Below are 16,688 nucleotides of genomic sequence, written 5' to 3'. Positions count from 1 at the left end.
AACGCGCACGCAAACCGGCAAAGGACCCGGCGAGAATTGGAACGAACTACGAACAAAGGCTTGACCTGTTCGCCGCCCAGACGCACTGTTCATGGAACGTTCCGGACTGATTCGCTGCCCCGGCGCAGCCCGCAAGGCAGGAGGCTTCCATGATCGAGATCGGCTTCGACGACGACGGGCTCGACCGGCCGGCACCTGCGGCGCGGCAGCCGTCCCCGGACCGCGACTGGCGCATTCTCGAGGAAGGCCTCGAGCACCCGGCAAGCGGCTATTTCATTGCCCGTGAGGAGATCGCCAGCCGCCGCGGCGACGGGCTGTGGACTTGGCCGATGCAGCTTGCGGAAAAGGCGTGGTGTGCGCCGCTGGGCTTCCGGCGGGTCTTCCTGGCCGCCCTCGATCGCTACGGTGTGGCGGCCGACGCGGATCTCGCCCGCTCCTTCGCACTCGGCTTCGGCATTCAGGATGCGGGGCAGCGGCACAACGACCAGTTTGTAGCGCTCGGCGAATTGGTGCGCCCGCGCACGGCGGAGCGCAAGCGGACGGCGCCGGCGGAGGGCCGCCGCATCGGTCGCGAGCGTCCGCGGCAGGGGGCGGACACCCGTGCGCCGGCGCTCGACCTCAGCCGCTCGGCCGGCTGAGAGCCAGGGCAGGAGGCGGGCCGGCCGCAACGCCCGAGGTTGCCCGTGCTCCATCGCTTCGTGTAAGGGGTCGCGATCTTTTCATAAGCGCCATCGGGAACCGGCGGCGAAGCGGGGCCGCAGACCGGCTCGGGCGTCTTGGGGGCGTGCCGTGCGAGGGGTTGGCGACGCCGGATATGAAGAATCAAGAAAGCGGCCAGCCCTAATGTCGAACGAGACCGCCACCTTCGACCGCGTCGCGGACATCATTGCCGAGACGGCGGATATCCCGCGTGACAAGATCACGCCCGAGAGCCACGCCATCGACGATCTCGGCATCGATTCGCTCGCCTTCCTCGACATCGCCTTCGCGGTCGACAAAGCCTTTGGCATCAAGCTGCCGCTGGAGCGCTGGACCCAGGAAGTCAACGAGGGCAAGGTTCCGGCCGAGCAGTACTTCGTGCTGAAGAACCTCTGCGCACGCATCGACGCTCTGGTCGCCGAGAAGGCCGCCAAGGCCTGATCCGTCGGGCTTCAGGGATTCACGCGCGATGCGGCTCGAATATTTCGAGATGATCGACTCCGTGGTGCGGCTCGACCGCGCCGCCGGCCGCATCGAGGCGCGGGCGCTCGTGCCCGAGGCGAGCCCGGTCTTCGAGGGACATTTCCCCGGCCACCCGCTGGTGCCGGGCGTCCTGCTCACCGAGACCATGGCACAGGCCTCCGGCTACCTCGTGCTGGCCCATCTCGACTTCGCGCAGATGCCGTTCCTCATGGCCGTGGACAAGGCGCGCTTCCGCTCCTTCGTCGGTCCGGGGGCCGCCCTTGAGATCACGGCGACCCTGGAGCACGACGGCTCGGGCTATGCGGTGACGAAGGCCGCGATCCGCCACGAGGGCAAGGCGTTGTGCGATGCGGAGCTGCGATTCCGCACCATGCCGTTTCCGGCCGGCCTCGACGCGCCGATGCGCGAACGCGCCCGGAAGATCGGCCTTCTGGATGGAGCCCAGCCGTGAGCCGTCCGCAGGCCCGTGACGTCGTCATCACCGGGATCGGCCTCGTCTCTTGCGCGGGCGAGGGGATCGAGACGCACCTGAACGCCTTCGCCTCGCATGCGCCGCCGCGCACGGATGCGGAGACGTTCGCGCCCTATCCGGTGCACCCGGTGGCACCGGTGAGCCTCGACGCGCAGATCCCGAAGAAGTCGGATCAGCGGCAGATGGAGGCGTGGCAGCGGCTCGGCGTCTACGCCGCCGGCCTCGCGCTCGATTCGGCCGGGGTGAAGGAGGATGCGGGCTTCAAGTCGGCGCTGCCGCTCGTGGTGGCGGCGGGCGGTGGCGAACGCGACTACGCCGTCGACGGCGCGATCCTCACCGGCCTGCGCGGCACCAACGATCCCGGCGCTTTCCTCAACGAGCGGCTCCTCAACGACCTCCGGCCGACCCTGTTCCTGGCCCAGCTCTCGAACCTGCTCGCGGGCAATATCAGCATCGTCCACGGTGTCACCGGCGCCTCGCGCACCTTCATGGGCGAGGAGTCGAGCGGCGTCGATGCCCTGCGCATCGGTCATGCCCGCATCGCCTCGGGCCAGGTCGACACCATGATGGTGGGCGGCTCCTACAACGCCGAGCGGCCCGACGTGATGGTCGTCCACGAGATGGGCGGCTACCTTCTCAAGACCGCCTACCGGCCGGTCTTCGAGCGGGGGGCCGAGGGCACGGGCGGCTTCGTGCTCGGCAGCGCCGCCGCCTTCCTTGTGCTGGAAGCAGCCGAACACGCCGCCGCCCGCGGTGCGAAGGCCCTGGCCCGGCTGATGCCGGTAGCCAACGACCGGGTGGCCCGCGCGCCGGGCAGCGTGTCCGCGAGCCTGACCCGCCTCATCGGCGAGGCCGGGATCGAGCGGCCGGACGTGGTGCTCTCGGGCGCCACCGGTCTGGCCGACCTCGCGGCGGAGGAGATCGCCGGACTCGACGCGGCGCTGCCGGGCGCGCGCATCCGCGCCACGGGCGATATGATCGGCCATCCGATGGAGGTCGCGGCCCCGTTCGGGGCGGCCTTGGCCGCCGCACTCTGCGCCGCAGGATCGGCCGCGGAGGTCGCGGTCACCTCGGTCGGCCACCGCCGCGGCGAGGGCGTGATCCGCGTCGTGAGGATCTAGCGCATCATCCCGAGGGCTGCCGGCTTTCGGGACGATGGCGATGCGAGAACGAGTGCCCGCCGCTTCGGAGACCGCCACCGCGGCGGTCCGGATGCGTGCCGGCCGAAACCATGGTCTGAGGCCCCGATGCCAGAACCGCGCTCCTCCTCCACCCACGATGCCCTGGGACGCCCGCTCGTCGCGGTGACGGGCCTCGGCATCGTCACCTCGCTCGGCCGCGGCGCCACCGAGAACTGGGACGCGCTGACGACCGGACGCTCCGGCATCCGCGCCATCAGCCGCTTCCCCACCGAGGGCCTGCGCACCCGCATCGCCGGCACCGTCGATTTCCTCGACACCGACCCCCTGGTGGCCCCGCTCCTGTCCGAGCGCTTCGCCATGGTGGCGGCCGAGGAGGCGGTGACGCAATCCGGCATCGGCGCGGGCTTTCCGGGCGGGCTGTTCGTGGCGGTGCCGCCGGTCGAGATGGAATGGCCGCAGCGGCAGGCTCTGGCGGAGGCCGCGGGCGAACCGGATGCTGTGACCTATGCCGGCCTCCAGCGCGCCGCCGCGTCCCGCCGTTTTGACGCGTGGCACGACCTGTTCATCTTCGGCACGGTGGCCGACCGGCTCGCCGACCGGTTCGGCACCCGCGGTTCGCCGATCTCGCTGTCGACGGCCTGCTCGTCGGGCGCCACCGCGATCCAGCTCGGCGTCGAGGCCATCCGCCGGGGCGAGATGGACGCCGCGCTCTGCATCGGCACCGACGGCTCGGTGAATCCCGAATCGCTGATCCGCTTCTCGCTGCTCTCGGCGCTCTCGACGCAGAACGATCCGCCGGAGGGCGCCTCGAAGCCGTTCTCGAAGAACCGTGACGGCTTCGTCATGGGCGAGGGCGCCGCCGCCCTGGTGCTGGAGAGTGCCGAGTCGGCGCGAGCGCGCGGCGCGAAAATCCTCGGCTACGTCCTCGGCTGCGGCGAGAAGGGCGATGGCTTCCACCGGACCCGCTCCAGCCCCGACGGGGCGCCGGTCATCGCGGCGATGCGCGCGGCCCTCGACGACGCCGGCGTCACGCCCGAGGCCATCGATCACGTCAACGCCCACGGCACCTCGACGCCGGAGAACGACAAGATGGAGGCGCTCGGCTGCTCGGCGGTGTTCGGCGAGCGGGTGGCCCGCCTGCCGATCTCCTCCAACAAGTCGATGATCGGCCACACGCTCACCGCGGCCGGCGCGATCGAGGCGGTGGTGTCGCTGCTGACGATCCAGAAGGGGCGCATCCCGCCGACCATCAACTACGCGGTGCCCGATCCGGCGCTGCTCCTCGACGTGGTCGGGACCGCCCGCGACACCCGCGTCTCGCGGATCCTCTCGAATTCCTTCGGCTTCGGCGGGCAGAACACCTGCCTCGTCCTGGGAGACGAGCCGGCATGAGTGCGGACATGAGCGACGAAAGAAAATCCGTCCTCGTCGTCGGCGGCGCCTCCGGTCTCGGTGCGGCCACCGTCCGCGCCCTGGCGGCCGCCGGCCACACCGTCACCTTCACCTACCGCTCCTCGCCGGAGCGGGCGCAGGCGCTCGCCGACGAACTCGTGCCGATGCACGGCGAAGGTAGCGTCACCGCCCGCGCCCTCGACCTGTCGGACCGCGACGCGGTGGAGGCGTTCTGCGAGTGGGCCGAGGGCCAGGGCTTCTACGGCTACGTCCACAATGCCGGCCAGTCGGCGGACGCCCTGGCGGCCATGCTCGACCGTGAGCGGGCCGAGGCGGCGATGCAGGTGAACTTCTGGTCGATGACCCGGATCGCCAAGGCGCTGGTGCGTGGGATGATCCGAGCGCGCGCCGGCCGCATCGTCGCCATCGGATCGGTGGCCGCGCTTCAGGCCAATGCCGGCAATGCCGCCTACGCGGCGACCAAGGGCGCCCTGATCGCCTATTGCCGCACGCTGGCGATCGAGTCGGCCAAGCGCGGCGTCACCGTCAACGTCATCGCGCCCGGCTTCATCGATACCGAGATGCTGGCGGCCTATGCTAGCCATCGCGAGGGGATCGAGCGCCAGATCCCGCTCGGACGTTTCGCCAAGCCGGAAGAGGTCGCGGCGATGGCCGCCTTCCTGATCGGGGAGGGCGGGGCCTACATCACCGGCGCCGTGCTGCCCGTCGATGGCGGGTTGACCGCGATGATGGGCATCCACCGCACCTGAACCGGCCCGCGATGTCTCGCTCCCTGCCCCGCCTCGCCTTTGCCCTGCTGCTCGCAGGCGGTGGTTCAGCCTGGGGCGCCGAGCCTTTCCGTGTCGAGGGCCTGCCGCGGGACGACAGCCTGACGATCCGCGAGACGCCGGATGCGGGTGCGCCGGCCCTCGGACAGATCCCGGTCGGGCGCCGGGTGCTCGGCTTCGGCTGCACCAACGAGACGCCGAGCGGGCTGACATGGTGCCGGGTGAAGTTCGACCGCACCCTCGGCTGGGCGCGGCGGCGCTACTTGACGCCGGATTGAGCCCTGCGCCGACGTCCCGGACCACGAAGACTGACGCGGCGTCCCCGAACTGCGAGGAGTGAGGGTCTCACTGCGCCGCCTGCAGCGTGTCGGCGAGGAAATTGACGACGCGTTTCAGCTCGACCGGCTTCTGGAGGCGCTCCACATCGGCGAAATCCGGCGGAATCACCCCCTCGTCGTAACCGGTGATGAACACGAACGGCACGCCGCGCTCCCGAAGCAGGGCCGCCAGGGTGAAGGACGGCCCTGAGCCGAGATTGATATCCACCAGCGCCGCTGCCAGCGCGCCTTCATCGAGCGCCTCGCGCGCCGCCTCCTCGCTGGGGCAGGGGCCGACCACCTCCGCGCCCGCTCCCTGGAGCGCGCGTGCCGTATCGGTGGCGAGATAGTAATCGTCCTCCACCACGAGGATACGATAGCCGCTCAAATCTGGTTCGCCGGTCATGTCGAGCGCTCCTCCGAACACGGTCGCTCGTTGCGGGGCATCGGTTTCAAGAATGCTGGCGCCATCGCGGAGCGGAAATTCGAGGCGGCACCGCGCCCCCTCCGGGCCGATCTCCAGGCGACCGCGCCCCCCGAGTTCGTAAGGCAGGCGCCCCTCGATCAGTTCGCGGCCGAAACCACGGCGAGCACCGGTGCGACGATTCGCCTCACGCTCATCCGCGATCTTCGCTTCCGACACCCCATCCTCCGCCCAATCGAAGCCGAGCCAGGGCTCGCCTCTCTTCTCGAACGAGGACCAATTCACCCGCACGCGCCCATCCGGCACCGACAAGGCTCCATATTTCAGGGCATTGGTCGCCAGTTCGTGAACGGCGAGCGTCAGGATCTCCGCCGCCTTGGGCGAGAGTTCGATTTTGGGTCCCGAGAGATCGTACTGGTCCGCGCGCAGGTCCTGGGCGTCGATCTCGTCGCGGACGATGGTAGCGACCGGCACGCCGGCATTGGGTGAGCGGGTCAGCAGGGCCTGGACGCGGGCCAGCGTCAGGAGGCGCCCTCCCACCAGGGACGCGTAATCGGACACGGTCTCCGCCCGCTCGCCCGTGCGGGCGACGATCGAGCGGGTCACCGCCATGATGTTGCGCACCCTGTGCTGCAATTCGGCGAGCAGCACGGCCTGATGCCCGATCAGCAGCTTGGCCTCGGTCATGTCGGAGGACAGACCGCCGATGCGCCGCACCCGGCCCTGCTCGTCGCGCAGGGGAAACAGCGTGCTGCGGATCCAGCGGAAGGCGCCGTCGCTCGGCCGCTTGATGCGGAACTCGTTCAGCAGGGATTGGCCGGTCGCCGCCCGCTGCAGATTCTGCAGGGCGTTCTCGCGATCCTCCGGCAGCATGTGGCCGGCCCACCGCCTGATCTCGGGGCCGAGCACGTTGGGTTCGATGCCGTAGACTGTCCGCAGCGCCGGGCTGACGAACTCCATCTCGAACGTCTCCGCATCGCGGATCCAGAGGACGTCGGAGGAAGCCTCGGCGAATTGCCGGAAACGCTCCTCGCTCTCGCGCAGGCGCAGCTCCGCCCGCTTGCTGCGCAGGGCGTGCCAGATCGCGGGCGCCAGCGCCTCCGCCGCCTCAAGGTCTTCCGGCCGGTAGCCGCCGGGGCGGTTGCCGAGCCCGATCAGACCCCGCGTCCGGTCACCCTGCTTCAGCGGCACGCCGAGGAAGGCCGTCAGCGGCAGGTGGCCGGCCGGCGTGCCGACGCGGTCGGGATGGGAGGCGGGATCGTTGACGATGACGCCCGCGCCATCCTGCAACACCCGCCCGTAGATGCCGTGAATCGCAAGCCCCAGCGCCGACTTGCCCATCGGGAAGCCGTCATCCCCCTCCGATGCGTGCGCGGCGTAGCGGGCCCGGCTCCGATCGCTGAAGAACAGGCCGTCGAGGCGCCCGGTGGTCTCATTGATCTCACCGATGAAGCCGATGGCGCTGCCGGTCAGCTCTTCGGCGACTTCGAGGGAGATGCGCGCCAATTCCTCCTCCGAGGAGGCGCCGAGCGTCTCGCTGAAGACGAGGTTGATCGCCTGGAGGACGGCGTTGTTGCGCCTGACGCGCTGCTCGGCGAGGCGCCGCTCGGTGACGTCGATCGAGACGCCGACGAAGCGCCCGTCCTCCAACGGCCGGCCGGACGTGCTGAGCCAGCGGTACTGCCCGTCGGCGCGGCGGAGCCGGGCCTCGTCGGTGAAGCAATGGCGCTGCGCGAACGCCTCTTGGAAGAGAGACAGGTGTCGCTCGGCATCCTCGGGATGCAGGAACTTCTGCCAGCCATACCCCGCCACGGCCTCGAAGCTGACACCGAAGAAGTCGAGATAGTGGTCGTTGACGAGGATCGTGCCGCTCGAATCCGCGTCCCAGATCAGGACGGGTGCGGCATCGGCCAGGGTGCGCAGGCGAATGTCGGCCTCGCGCGCCGTCTTCTCCGCGCGGGCCCGCTCCATCGCCGCCCAGGTGCGCTCGCCGATCTCGGTGGCCAGCGCGATCTCCGCGGGGGTCCATTCTCGCGGCGTCGTCATGGAGAGCGCAAGTGCGCCGACGAGGCGGCCCTGCTTCGCCAGCGGAATGCCGAGCAGGCTCACGACACGGTCGGCCAGCACCCTCTCCCGGCAGTCGTCCGGGACCAGGGGGGATGTCTGCACGTCCGTGATCGCGATCGGCTGGCCCTGGCCCTGATGGGGCATTGCCCAACCGACGAGGCTGAGGGGATATTTCCCGGCCCGCGAGGGGAGACCCGCGCGCGCGAAATCCTGTGCGATGATCGCGAAACCCTCCGCCTCGTACAGGTTGAGGTAGTACGTGTAGTCCGCCTGAAGGTGCTCGCCGAGCAAGCGGCAGGCCACGGCCTGGACTTCGAGCGGATCGGCCAGGGGGCGCAGCGCGTCGCTGAGGCCGAGCACGAAGGCCTGCTGCTCCTCGCGCTCGAGCAAGGCCCGCTCGACGAGGACGCGATCGGTCGTCTCGAAGGCCGCGAGATAGAACCCGGCGAAGCCTCCCGCTTCGTCCCGCAGCGGCGTCCACTGGGACGTGAACCAGCCGAAGGGTCGCTCCGTCCGCGCGGGAAGATCCCAGTAGCGATCAATGATCTGACGGGCCTGCCCCTGTCGTATCGAGTCGACGATTCCGTCGCTTTCCGGCTTTGGCCAGACTTTCGTGAATGGGCGACCAAGGGGCGGCGGATCGCTGAAGTTGTCGATCGCGTCGAAACCGTCGTTATAGATTACCGTAAGTTCAGGACCCCAGGCGATCGCGGCCGGCAAAGGAGAGCCGAGCATCAACTCGACCATCGTCCTCAGACTCTGCGGCCAATCACCAATGGCGCCAAGAGGTGTCCGTGCCCAATCGTAGGCACGAATACACGCGGACATTCCCGCACCGGTTGGCCACTCGCTGCCTACTCGACACATCCTTATGTGAAAGACATGCTCTGATCCAAAAGTCACCTGGCGCCCCGCGTCAATCGCGCAACGGTGTCTCGCGGAATCGAGAAGAGCCGTCCGTCGAACCGGTCGGCGCATCGTCGATGCGCTGCGGCCGGAGGGGGCTCCCGGCGCCCGCTGTTTCGCGGTACGGCGTCGGGCGACCCCGGCCGGGCCCGGTTCGTACGCCGCGCCAGTCCTTCCTCAACGCCAGACGAGTTCGATCCTGATGCAAGCCCTCCAGCTCTTCGGCGACCGAGATCTGCGCCTCATCGAGGTCGAGCCGCCGCCCGCGCCGGGACCGGGCGAAGTGCAGATCCGGGTCCGGGCGGTCGGCCTCAACTTCATCGACGTGTGGGGCTTTCGCGGCATGGCCTTCGCCAAGCGCAAGCTGCCGCTCACCGTCGGCGCGGAGGCGGCGGGTGAGATCGCGGCGGTCGGCGAGGGCGTCGAGGGGCTCTCCGTCGGCGATGCGGTTGTGCCCTACGGCGCGCTGACCTGCGGCCGATGCCGCGCCTGCCAGGAGGGGCGAGATAACCTGTGCGAGGACGTCTCCGGCGTGATGGGCTTCCATCTCGACGGCTTCGCCCGCGAGCGGGTGAACCTGCCGGCCCGCCTCGTGGTGCGGGTGCCGGGGGGCGTCGATCACGTCCAGGCGGCCTGCGCCGGCATCGCCTTCGGCACGGTGCAGCACATGCTGTTCGACAACGCACGGCTAGAGCCGGGCGAGTCGATCCTCGTTCATGCCGGCGGCTCGGGCATCGGCACGGCGGCGATCAAGATGGCCAAGGCGATCGGCTGTACCGTCTACACGACGGTGGGCGACGACGCGAAGGGCGAGAAGGCGAAGGCGCTCGGCGCCGACCACGTCGTCAATTACCGCGAGGAGCGCTTCGAGGGCGAGGTGCGGCGGCTGACCAAGCGCAAGGGCGTGGACGTGGTGTTCGAGCATGTCGGCGCCGAGACGTGGAACGGCTCGCTGCTCTGCCTGAAGCGCGGTGGGCGGCTCGTCACCTGCGGCTCGACCTCCGGCGTGTCGGTGCAGATGAACCTGATGCAGCTGTTCCAGCAGCAATACCGCATCACCGGCTCGTTCGGCTGCCGCATCGCCAACATGAGCCAGAGCCTCGACAAGATGGCCGCCGGCCTGACCCCGGTCATCGACACGGTGCTGCCGCTCGCCGATTTCGCCAGCGGCCTGGAGCGCCTGGAATCGCGCAAGGTGTTCGGAAAAATTCTCGTGACGCTCTGACGCGTTCAGGCGAAGAGCCGGCTGCCGAGGCCGGGAAGATCGCGAAAACTGTCCGCCACATGGCCCGCGAGCGCCCGCGCCGCCGGTCCGGCATTGTCGCGCAGGCGCATCAGCACGTCGTAGCTGCCGAGCGGCGGCAGGGCCGCGATCCGCTGGAAGGGCGGCCGCGCGACGCTCAACGGGAGCGGCGCCACCGCGAGGTCCGCCTCCACCGCCGCGATCTGTCCCTGGCAATGCTCGCTCGTATAGGCGACCCGGTAGGCGATACCCGCCTGATCGAGCGCGTCGAGCGCCGCCGCCCGCCACGTGCAGCCGCTCTGGCAGAGCGCGAGCGGCAGGGGCCGGCGCGCCTCCGCGAGGCCGCCGCGCAGGCCGACCCAGACCAAATCCTCTGAATGGACCACCTGCGCCGCGCGGTCCGACGGGAGATGGCCGGCAAAGAGCACGAGATCGAGCGCGCCGTCGGCGATGGCCTCCACCAGAAGGCGGCTCGCATCTAGCCGGACATCGACCTCGACCTGCGGGTGGGTGGCCGCGAAGCGGCGCAGCATCGCCGGCAGGGCGAACAGGCCGGAATCGTTGGGTGCGCCGAAGCACACCCGTCCCTCCATCGGCGGCGCATCGAAGAAGGTCACCACCTCGTCGTTCAAGGCGAGCAGGCGCCGGCCAAGGCCGAGCAGCGCCTCGCCGTCCGCCGTCGGCACGACGGCGCGCGGCTGCCGCAGGAACAGCGCCCGGCCCAGACGCTCCTCCAGGCGCTTGACCTGAAGGCTAATCGCCGAGGGCGTGCGCCCGACCCGCTCGGCCGCGCGCGCGAAGGTGCCGGCCTCGCAGATCGTCACGAAGGTACGGATGAGATCGAGATCGAGGTTCGAGGGATTGGGCGCATTCACGGCGACGATGATCCTGCTGCCACGGCTTAGCCTTTGCGATGAGCATTCCTCACCGTTTCCGTAAAATCAATTCGTTCGATTCATCGCGGGCCACGCCCCATCCTGTCCGTCGCAACAGCGGAGGCAGACATGATCGGATGGATTGGACGGACCCTGCAGCGGGAGATCGCTCGCCTCGTGGCCGGATGGCACCGATACCGGCCGACGGCCTCGCGCGACCGGCGGGGTGAGCCGATCGCGGAGGACCTGTCCGGTCTCGACGAGCGGCTTCTGGCCGATCTCGGCGTCACGCGATCCGGCAAGGTGCTTCCCGGCAGCGACGGGCCGCCGCGTCAGCGCAGGCAGACGAGAACGAGGCCGCCGATCATCAGCGCGCAGCCGAGGATGCGCCAGGGGTCGGCGGTGTGCTGGGCGAACCCGACCCAGCCGAAATGGTCGAGCAGAACCGAGGTGATGATGGCGGCCGTCACCGTGATGCCCGTGAACACGGCCGCACCCAGCCGCTCGGCGATGAAGATCGTGGCGAGCACGTAGGTCGCGCCCATCGCCCCGCCGAGCCACGCCCACCACGGCACGCCCGCGATCCGCTGGCTCCCCGGCCAGCCGATCCCGATGAAGGGCGCGGCCGCGAGATAAACCGCGACGTTGGCCGCCGTGACGACGAGGGCCGCGAGGATCGGCTGATCGAGCGCCTTGTTCAGAGAGGCGTTGGCGCCCGACTGCACCGTGTTGAGGATACCCGCGATGGCGGCCGCGGCGGCGATGAGAAACGGCATCGTTCGGCTCCACTGGGTGTCGGAAAGCCTCGAAAAACGCCCGACCCCCGATCGTGTCCCATCCGGGCGCGGCGGTGCGGGGGTTCGTGAGAGACGATCAGGCGCCGCGCACGGTCATGTCCGGGTTGAGATCAAGCCAGCGGCGTTCGCGGGCGGCCCGGTAGAGCGCCTCGATCAGGCGCACGTCGCGCAGGCCCATCTCGCCGGGCGTGCTGATCTTCGTGCCCTCCGTCACGGCCTGCGAGAAATGGTCGATTTCGCCGGTGAACTGGGCAGCACTCGTCTCCTTCGTCAGGATTTCCTCTGCCCGCTTCGCGTTTGAGACGACGAGGCGGTTGTCCTGGTAGGCGGTGGCCGGATCGAGGGTGGCGACGAGCCGGTCGCCCCAGAGGTCGATCCGCTTCTTGTTGGCCATGTAGCCCGAGGAAATCGTCGCCCGCCGGCCCGAGGGGAAGGCGAGTTCGGCGGTGAACACGTTCTCGACCTCCGCGAAGCGGGGATCGTCGGGCGGTGCCTGCATCGACGCCGCGACGGCGTTCGGGCTCTCGCCAAAGAACCATTGCAGCCCGTTGAGGCTGTAGATCCCGATATCGACCAGCGAGCCGCCGCCGGCCACCGACCGTTTCATCCGCCACTGGTCGCGGGGAAGCGCGGGGTCGAGGGGCCGGTGATGGTCGGACGTCGCGAACCAGACCTGTCCCAGTTCGCCCGCGTCGAGCATCTCCTTGGCGCGGAGGTTGTGCGGCTCCCAATGCGCCCGGTAGGCGATCATCAGCTTGCGGCCGGCGGCCTTGGCGGCGTCGATCATCCGCTGGCACTCGGCCGGCGAATTCGCCATCGGCTTCTCGCAGAAGACGTGCTTGCCCGCCTCGAACGCCTTCACCGCCAGCTCGGCATGGGTGGAATTGGCCGTGACGATGTAGACGACACCGACCGCGTCATTCTCGGCGAGCCGGCCCATGGTGTCGTAGCCGTAGAGCGCACTCTCCTTCAAGCCGTAGCGCGCGGCCACGCCTTTCGCCTTCTCGATGCTGCCGGAGACGAGGGCGACCGCCTTGGAACGGCGGGCACGGGCGAGGGCGGGCAGGACATAACCCTGCGCGTAATCCCCGAGGCCGACCACCGCCCAACCGACCTGGCGGTCGAGCGGGAGAGGCGGCTCCGCCTCCAGCTTCGGCTCGGGCCGCCCGACCGGCCCGGTCGGGATACCGCTCCCGCCGCCCTGCGCGGCGGCCCGGCTGCCGGCGATGGCGGCGCCGAGGCCGGCGGCTCCTCCGGCCAGGAACAGGCGGCGGGAGTGAGAGGGAATGCGCAAACGGAGGTCTCCTGGCAAAGGGTCGAAGGCGTCGCGGCCTTAACCGGCAACGCCCGACTCGCGCTTTCCGTGCTGCGTCATGATGTCATCAACTCAAGGTAGAACAGCGCACTGGGCGGACCTCCGGTTGCCCGTCAACTCCGCGGGGTCGGGCGCCAATCCTCGGGCGCCATCTCGAAACCGGAGAACTCGAAGCCCGGCGAGACCGTGCAGCCGACGAGCGTCCAGGCGCCGAGGCTGGTCGCCGTCTGCCAGTGACCCGCGGGCACCACGAGTTGCGGACGCTGGCCGCGCAGGAGGTCGGGCCCGAGATGGTGGGCGGAGGCGTCGTGGCCGTTGGGGCTCATCGTGATCACCATCGGCGCGCCGGCATGCCAGTGCCAGATCTCGGCGGCGTCCACCCGGTGCCAGGCCGAGGTCTCGCCGACCCCGAGCAGGTAATAGATCGCGGTGCCGACCGAGCGCCCCTCGACCGTGCGGGGGTCGCGAAACGTCTCGCGGTAATGCCCACCCTCCGGGTGGGGCTTCAACCCAAGGGCATCGATCACCTGCGCGGCCGTCTGCGTGTCGCTCATGGCGTTTCTTCTTCCCTCTCGTCGCAGCGGACCAGCCAACCGCGATAATGCACCAGCAGCCCCAGGAAGGGCAGGAACAGGGCCACGTCGAAGCGGAAGCGGCCCTGCGCATCGACCCGCTCGCTGGCCTGCGTCGTCGGCCGCAAGAACCGCGGAAGGGGCAGCGGGCCGAACCGCCAGCCGGTCACCGCCATGTCGAGCCCGTCGGCATGGGCCCTCACCGCGAGATCCATCGCGAACGGGCCGAAATGCTCGCGCACCCGCCCGCTCCCGTCGGGGCCGGCGCGCCGCATCCGACTGGAGAAGCGGCGATCCGGAAAATGGCGCGTCCAGCGTTCCGAACCGGCGTCGAGGTCGGGCTCCATCGTCACGCGGATCGGCCCATCCTCCAGGGCGGGCGGCAACCGGAACAGCGCGGCGACGAGCGCGACCAAGGGGCCGCGCCCGCGCACCACCGCGGCCCGGCCGCGAAAGGCGCCATCGCCCACCGCGCCGTGCACGGCGCGCAACGCCTCGGGCATCCGCGCGAAGCCGTCCCCGAGCACCCGCGCGAACAGCGGGGCGGGGTGATCGATGTCGCAGCGGGTGCGGATGGCGAGGCGCGCCATCTCCGCCTCGATCGCCTCGAGCGACAGCACGCCGACGCAGGGGCGGGCACCGGGCGGGATCGGTGCGGCGGATGGATCGGTGAGCCGGCGGATCGCGGCGAGCGCGGGCAGGGTCGGGACATAGGGCCCGTCGCCGGCCTCCGCGACGAGGCTCCACACCGCGCGGACCGGCCGCCCGGTCGCGTCCGTTCCCAGCGCCTCGACGCTCATGCCGCCGCGGTCGCTGCCGAAGCGGTCGAGCCAGCCGGCGATCGCCAGGAAGGGGCGGGCGAGGGGCACGAGCGAGGGCAGCAGCCGCCAGCGCACCGGCAGGCTCGCGAGGCTCAGGCCCAGATGCAGCAGGGGCAGTTCGAGCCCGGCGCGGAACAGGGCCGTGCGCAAAGCGGGGAAACGGGCGGGAAGGATGTCGAGGTCGGGCGTCTCGCACAGGCTGGCGAAGCGCCGGCCGAGGCCCGGCACCGCGATCCGGCTGAGCAGGCCCCAGCCGGGCCGGTTCTGCCACGTGCCGGCCCGCAGCACCCGCACCGGCTGCCCGGCATAGGAGAGGATCGCCCGCATCACCGAGAGGCCGCGCGGCGCCCGGTTACCCGGCACGATGGCGACCCGCACCGTCTCGACCGTGCGCCAGCCCGCGGTGAGCGCGTCGAGCGCCGCATTCGACAGGGCCGGGGTCGAGCTGGCACCGGTCAGCGCAACGACGCCGTTGGCCCGCGCTGCCGCGTCGAGGGCGGGGAAGGCGGCCACGAAGTCGCGGCCGTCGGCGAGATCGAGATAGGGCAGGCCCGCTTCGATCGCCGCGCGGGCGAGCACCGGCGCCCCGCCCTGGAACGGCCCTGCCGCGTCCACCACGACCGTCGCGCCGAGCGCCAGCAACTCACCCGCACTGACCTCCGTCGCGTCGAGGCGTGCCGCCCGCCCGCGTCCGTCCGGCACGGTGCGTGCCACGGCCTCCGCTTTGGCGACATCGCGGCCGGCAACGATCACGCGGAGATCGGTGGTCGCGGCGAGCCCGGCGACGAGCCGCGACCCGAAGGCGCCGGCCCCGCCCACCACGAGGATCACGGCTCCGCTCAGGGAATCGCCCCCTGCGGCAAGGCCGAGCCCGGCATCCGCGGCGGCGTGAGATTTTGCGGGGCGCCGCCGGTCGGGGGCTGCACCGCCCGGCCCACGCTCGCGGCTTTCGCGGCCGCAAGCGCGGCGGCCTTGGCAGCCTTTTCGGCCTTCTCAGCCTCCGCTGCGACAGCTTCGGGGGTCGGCGCCATGCGGCGGGCCTTCGGCGGCGGCAGGAGCTTGCCCGAGGGCGCGGTGCCGCATTCGAGGAAGCGCAGCTCGGCCAGGGGCTTGCCCGTCTCCGCGTTGATCGGCAGGCTGTCGGGGAGGGCCACGATGGAGGCATCCCACTGGATCCGGCCGCCGATGGTCCCCTCCAGCGTGGCCGGCGAGGCGCCACGGCGCAGGGACAGCAGGTCCGGCCCGTAGGCGGTGGCGACCTTGCCGGCGACCACGACCTGCAGCACGCGGGTCACGTCGGGCGTTAGCGGACGCAAGGGGTTGTCGATGGTGATGCGGCCGCTGCGGGTCACCCACAGCTCGAGGTTCTTATCGCCCTGATAGCGGACAGCCTGGCCCGGATCGCAGGCAACCGGCGGTGCGGCAAAGTTCATCCCCGTGGGCGAGGGGACGGCGGAGGGAATCGGGCTCGCGGCCGGCTCGGCGGGCGGCGTGTCGGCGGCTTTCGCGGGTGCGGTCTCGGCCGGCGCGGGTTTGGCCTGCGGCTTCGGGCGAGGCTTGGGCCGTATCTTGCGCTTGGGCGCGTCCGGCACCGCCTCGGCGGGGGCTGGGTCCGGGGCCGCCTCGTCCTGTGCCACGACCGGGGAAACCAGGCCGGGAACAAGCGCCATCCAGGTCGCCGCAAGGGCGGCGAGCAGGCCGACCCGCCTCATCGGGCTGCCCGGTCCTTCGTCTCGGACGGCCGCAGCGCGTCCGGCTCGAGCGCCTGCTTCAGCACTTGGTTCTGCTGGTCGAGAAGTTGATCGAGCATCCGGCTATCGAGTTCTTCCGCTTGGAACTTTCGGGGCTCTCCGCCCTTGGGCGGATCGACCGTTTCGCCGTCGATGACGTGACCGTCAATGATATAGCCATCGATCACTTGGGCATCGAGTAATCGGGCGTCGAGCACTTGCGCCCCGCGGTCGATCGGGCTGGGCTGGGACGGGGTCAGCGCCTTCACGACGGCGTCCGCATCGTCGTCCCATTCCTCCTCGCGGGGAAGGCGCAGGGGCGGCCGGCGCGGCCCCTTGGAGAGCGTTACCACGAAGACGCAGGCGAGCAGGGTCGCCGCCGCCGCGGCAAGGATCACCAGGGTTTCCATGATCGGACCGACCTTAGACCGGATCGCGCGCCGTTGCACGCGCAGCAGGCTTCGGCCTTGCCGAGCCAGCGCGCGGGGAGAGGGCGAGGGTCGGAGGCCCGTTTCGCGATCGAGGCCGTGCGATCCCGCCGACATCTCGCCCCTCCACAACCCGGTCTACCCCCCTTGCCGGAACGGTCCTTGCGTCTCGAGCCGAAGGGTGAGAACCGCGTAATCGCCGCCGTCCGACGGTCAC

General features: G+C 70.4%; 16 protein-coding genes. 8 read left to right on the top strand and 8 right to left on the bottom strand.

What is annotated here, in order from left to right:
• Positions 1 to 149: 149 nt before the first annotated feature.
• From MSPGM_RS23585 to MSPGM_RS23555, 7 genes are all read left to right on the top strand, one after another.
• Complete coding sequence (locus MSPGM_RS23585; RefSeq protein ID WP_003601885.1) at positions 150 to 638, top strand: hypothetical protein; 489 nt, start codon at positions 150 to 152, stop codon at positions 636 to 638.
• Between the two features lie 205 nt (positions 639 to 843).
• Positions 844 to 1,140 (top strand): acyl carrier protein, encoded by a 297-nt coding sequence (locus tag MSPGM_RS23580; protein WP_003601886.1) that lies wholly within the window; start codon positions 844 to 846, stop codon positions 1,138 to 1,140.
• 28 nt (positions 1,141 to 1,168) lie between these two features.
• On the top strand, positions 1,169 to 1,633 hold the full coding sequence (locus tag MSPGM_RS23575) for a 3-hydroxyacyl-ACP dehydratase FabZ family protein (protein ID WP_003601887.1): 465 nt from the start codon (positions 1,169 to 1,171) through the stop codon (positions 1,631 to 1,633).
• Positions 1,630 to 2,775: a beta-ketoacyl-ACP synthase gene (locus MSPGM_RS23570; RefSeq protein ID WP_003601888.1), complete on the top strand. Its 1,146-nt coding sequence runs from the start codon at positions 1,630 to 1,632 to the stop codon at positions 2,773 to 2,775. Before MSPGM_RS23575 ends, MSPGM_RS23570 begins: the two co-directional genes overlap by 4 nt.
• Positions 2,776 to 2,901: 126 nt before the next feature.
• Positions 2,902 to 4,188: a beta-ketoacyl-ACP synthase gene (locus MSPGM_RS23565; protein WP_003601889.1), complete on the top strand. Its 1,287-nt coding sequence runs from the start codon at positions 2,902 to 2,904 to the stop codon at positions 4,186 to 4,188.
• The gene (locus tag MSPGM_RS23560) at positions 4,185 to 4,958 is read left to right on the top strand and encodes an SDR family NAD(P)-dependent oxidoreductase (protein WP_003601890.1); all 774 of its coding nucleotides are present in this window, start codon (positions 4,185 to 4,187) and stop codon (positions 4,956 to 4,958) included. The genes MSPGM_RS23565 and MSPGM_RS23560 overlap by 4 nt, the downstream gene beginning before the upstream one ends.
• An 11-nt stretch (positions 4,959 to 4,969) precedes the next feature.
• Entirely contained in the window at positions 4,970 to 5,254 is a 285-nt protein-coding gene (locus tag MSPGM_RS23555; RefSeq protein WP_003601891.1) for an SH3 domain-containing protein, read from the top strand.
• 67 nt (positions 5,255 to 5,321) lie between these two features.
• Here the strand turns inward: MSPGM_RS23555 and MSPGM_RS23550 are convergent, their stop codons facing one another.
• Positions 5,322 to 8,531 carry a GAF domain-containing protein gene (locus MSPGM_RS23550; protein ID WP_003601892.1) on the bottom strand — a complete coding sequence of 1,070 codons (3,210 nt, stop codon included), beginning with the start codon at positions 8,529 to 8,531 and terminating at the stop codon, positions 5,322 to 5,324.
• A 361-nt stretch (positions 8,532 to 8,892) separates the two neighbouring features.
• On the opposite strand from MSPGM_RS23550, the gene MSPGM_RS23545 reads away from it, so the two are divergent.
• A complete protein-coding gene (locus tag MSPGM_RS23545; protein WP_003601893.1) occupies positions 8,893 to 9,915 on the top strand; it encodes a zinc-binding dehydrogenase in 1,023 nt (340 codons plus the stop codon).
• A gap of 5 nt (positions 9,916 to 9,920) precedes the next feature.
• Here the strand turns inward: MSPGM_RS23545 and MSPGM_RS23540 are convergent, their stop codons facing one another.
• From MSPGM_RS23540 to MSPGM_RS23510, 7 genes are all read right to left on the bottom strand, one after another.
• Entirely contained in the window at positions 9,921 to 10,808 is an 888-nt protein-coding gene (locus MSPGM_RS23540) for a LysR family transcriptional regulator (protein ID WP_003601894.1), read from the bottom strand.
• Between the two features lie 332 nt (positions 10,809 to 11,140).
• Complete coding sequence (locus MSPGM_RS23535) at positions 11,141 to 11,584, bottom strand: DMT family transporter (protein ID WP_003601895.1); 444 nt, start codon at positions 11,582 to 11,584, stop codon at positions 11,141 to 11,143.
• 97 nt (positions 11,585 to 11,681) lie between these two features.
• Positions 11,682 to 12,899, bottom strand: coding sequence for a Gfo/Idh/MocA family protein (locus MSPGM_RS23530; protein WP_015857566.1), 1,218 nt, complete (start codon positions 12,897 to 12,899; stop codon positions 11,682 to 11,684).
• 134 nt (positions 12,900 to 13,033) lie between these two features.
• Positions 13,034 to 13,474 (bottom strand): cupin domain-containing protein, encoded by a 441-nt coding sequence (locus MSPGM_RS23525; protein WP_003607598.1) that lies wholly within the window; start codon positions 13,472 to 13,474, stop codon positions 13,034 to 13,036.
• Positions 13,471 to 15,144, bottom strand: a complete 1,674-nt coding sequence (locus MSPGM_RS23520; RefSeq protein ID WP_015857565.1) for an SDR family oxidoreductase — start codon at positions 15,142 to 15,144, stop codon at positions 13,471 to 13,473. Before MSPGM_RS23520 ends, MSPGM_RS23525 begins: the two co-directional genes overlap by 4 nt.
• An 8-nt stretch (positions 15,145 to 15,152) precedes the next feature.
• A complete protein-coding gene (locus tag MSPGM_RS23515; protein WP_003607133.1) occupies positions 15,153 to 16,025 on the bottom strand; it encodes a hypothetical protein in 873 nt (290 codons plus the stop codon).
• Positions 16,022 to 16,588, bottom strand: a complete 567-nt coding sequence (locus tag MSPGM_RS23510; RefSeq protein WP_003607132.1) for a hypothetical protein — start codon at positions 16,586 to 16,588, stop codon at positions 16,022 to 16,024. The genes MSPGM_RS23515 and MSPGM_RS23510 overlap by 4 nt, the downstream gene beginning before the upstream one ends.
• Positions 16,589 to 16,688: the final 100 nt, after the last annotated feature.

Source organism: Methylorubrum sp. GM97 (genome assembly GCF_024347855.1).
GTDB lineage: Bacteria > Pseudomonadota > Alphaproteobacteria > Rhizobiales > Beijerinckiaceae > Methylobacterium > Methylobacterium extorquens.
Note: the sequence above shows the minus strand (reverse complement) of the source record. Positions and strands in the feature narration are given on the sequence as shown.

Excerpts from the sequence above, each read along its gene's own strand:
- MSPGM_RS23545 (WP_003601893.1), top strand. The coding sequence starts at position 8,893 with ATGCAAGCCCTCCAGCTCTTCGGCGACCGAGATCTGCGCCTCATCGAG.
- MSPGM_RS23565 (WP_003601889.1), top strand. The coding sequence starts at position 2,902 with ATGCCAGAACCGCGCTCCTCCTCCACCCACGATGCCCTGGGACGCCCG.
- MSPGM_RS23510 (WP_003607132.1), bottom strand. The coding sequence starts at position 16,588 with ATGTCGGCGGGATCGCACGGCCTCGATCGCGAAACGGGCCTCCGACCC.
- MSPGM_RS23550 (WP_003601892.1), bottom strand. The coding sequence starts at position 8,531 with ATGGTCGAGTTGATGCTCGGCTCTCCTTTGCCGGCCGCGATCGCCTGG.
- MSPGM_RS23535 (WP_003601895.1), bottom strand. The coding sequence starts at position 11,584 with ATGCCGTTTCTCATCGCCGCCGCGGCCGCCATCGCGGGTATCCTCAAC.
- MSPGM_RS23560 (WP_003601890.1), top strand. The coding sequence starts at position 4,185 with ATGAGTGCGGACATGAGCGACGAAAGAAAATCCGTCCTCGTCGTCGGC.
- MSPGM_RS23555 (WP_003601891.1), top strand. The coding sequence starts at position 4,970 with ATGTCTCGCTCCCTGCCCCGCCTCGCCTTTGCCCTGCTGCTCGCAGGC.
- MSPGM_RS23585 (WP_003601885.1), top strand. The coding sequence starts at position 150 with ATGATCGAGATCGGCTTCGACGACGACGGGCTCGACCGGCCGGCACCT.
- MSPGM_RS23515 (WP_003607133.1), bottom strand. The coding sequence starts at position 16,025 with ATGAGGCGGGTCGGCCTGCTCGCCGCCCTTGCGGCGACCTGGATGGCG.
- MSPGM_RS23575 (WP_003601887.1), top strand. The coding sequence starts at position 1,169 with ATGCGGCTCGAATATTTCGAGATGATCGACTCCGTGGTGCGGCTCGAC.
- MSPGM_RS23580 (WP_003601886.1), top strand. The coding sequence starts at position 844 with ATGTCGAACGAGACCGCCACCTTCGACCGCGTCGCGGACATCATTGCC.
- MSPGM_RS23525 (WP_003607598.1), bottom strand. The coding sequence starts at position 13,474 with ATGAGCGACACGCAGACGGCCGCGCAGGTGATCGATGCCCTTGGGTTG.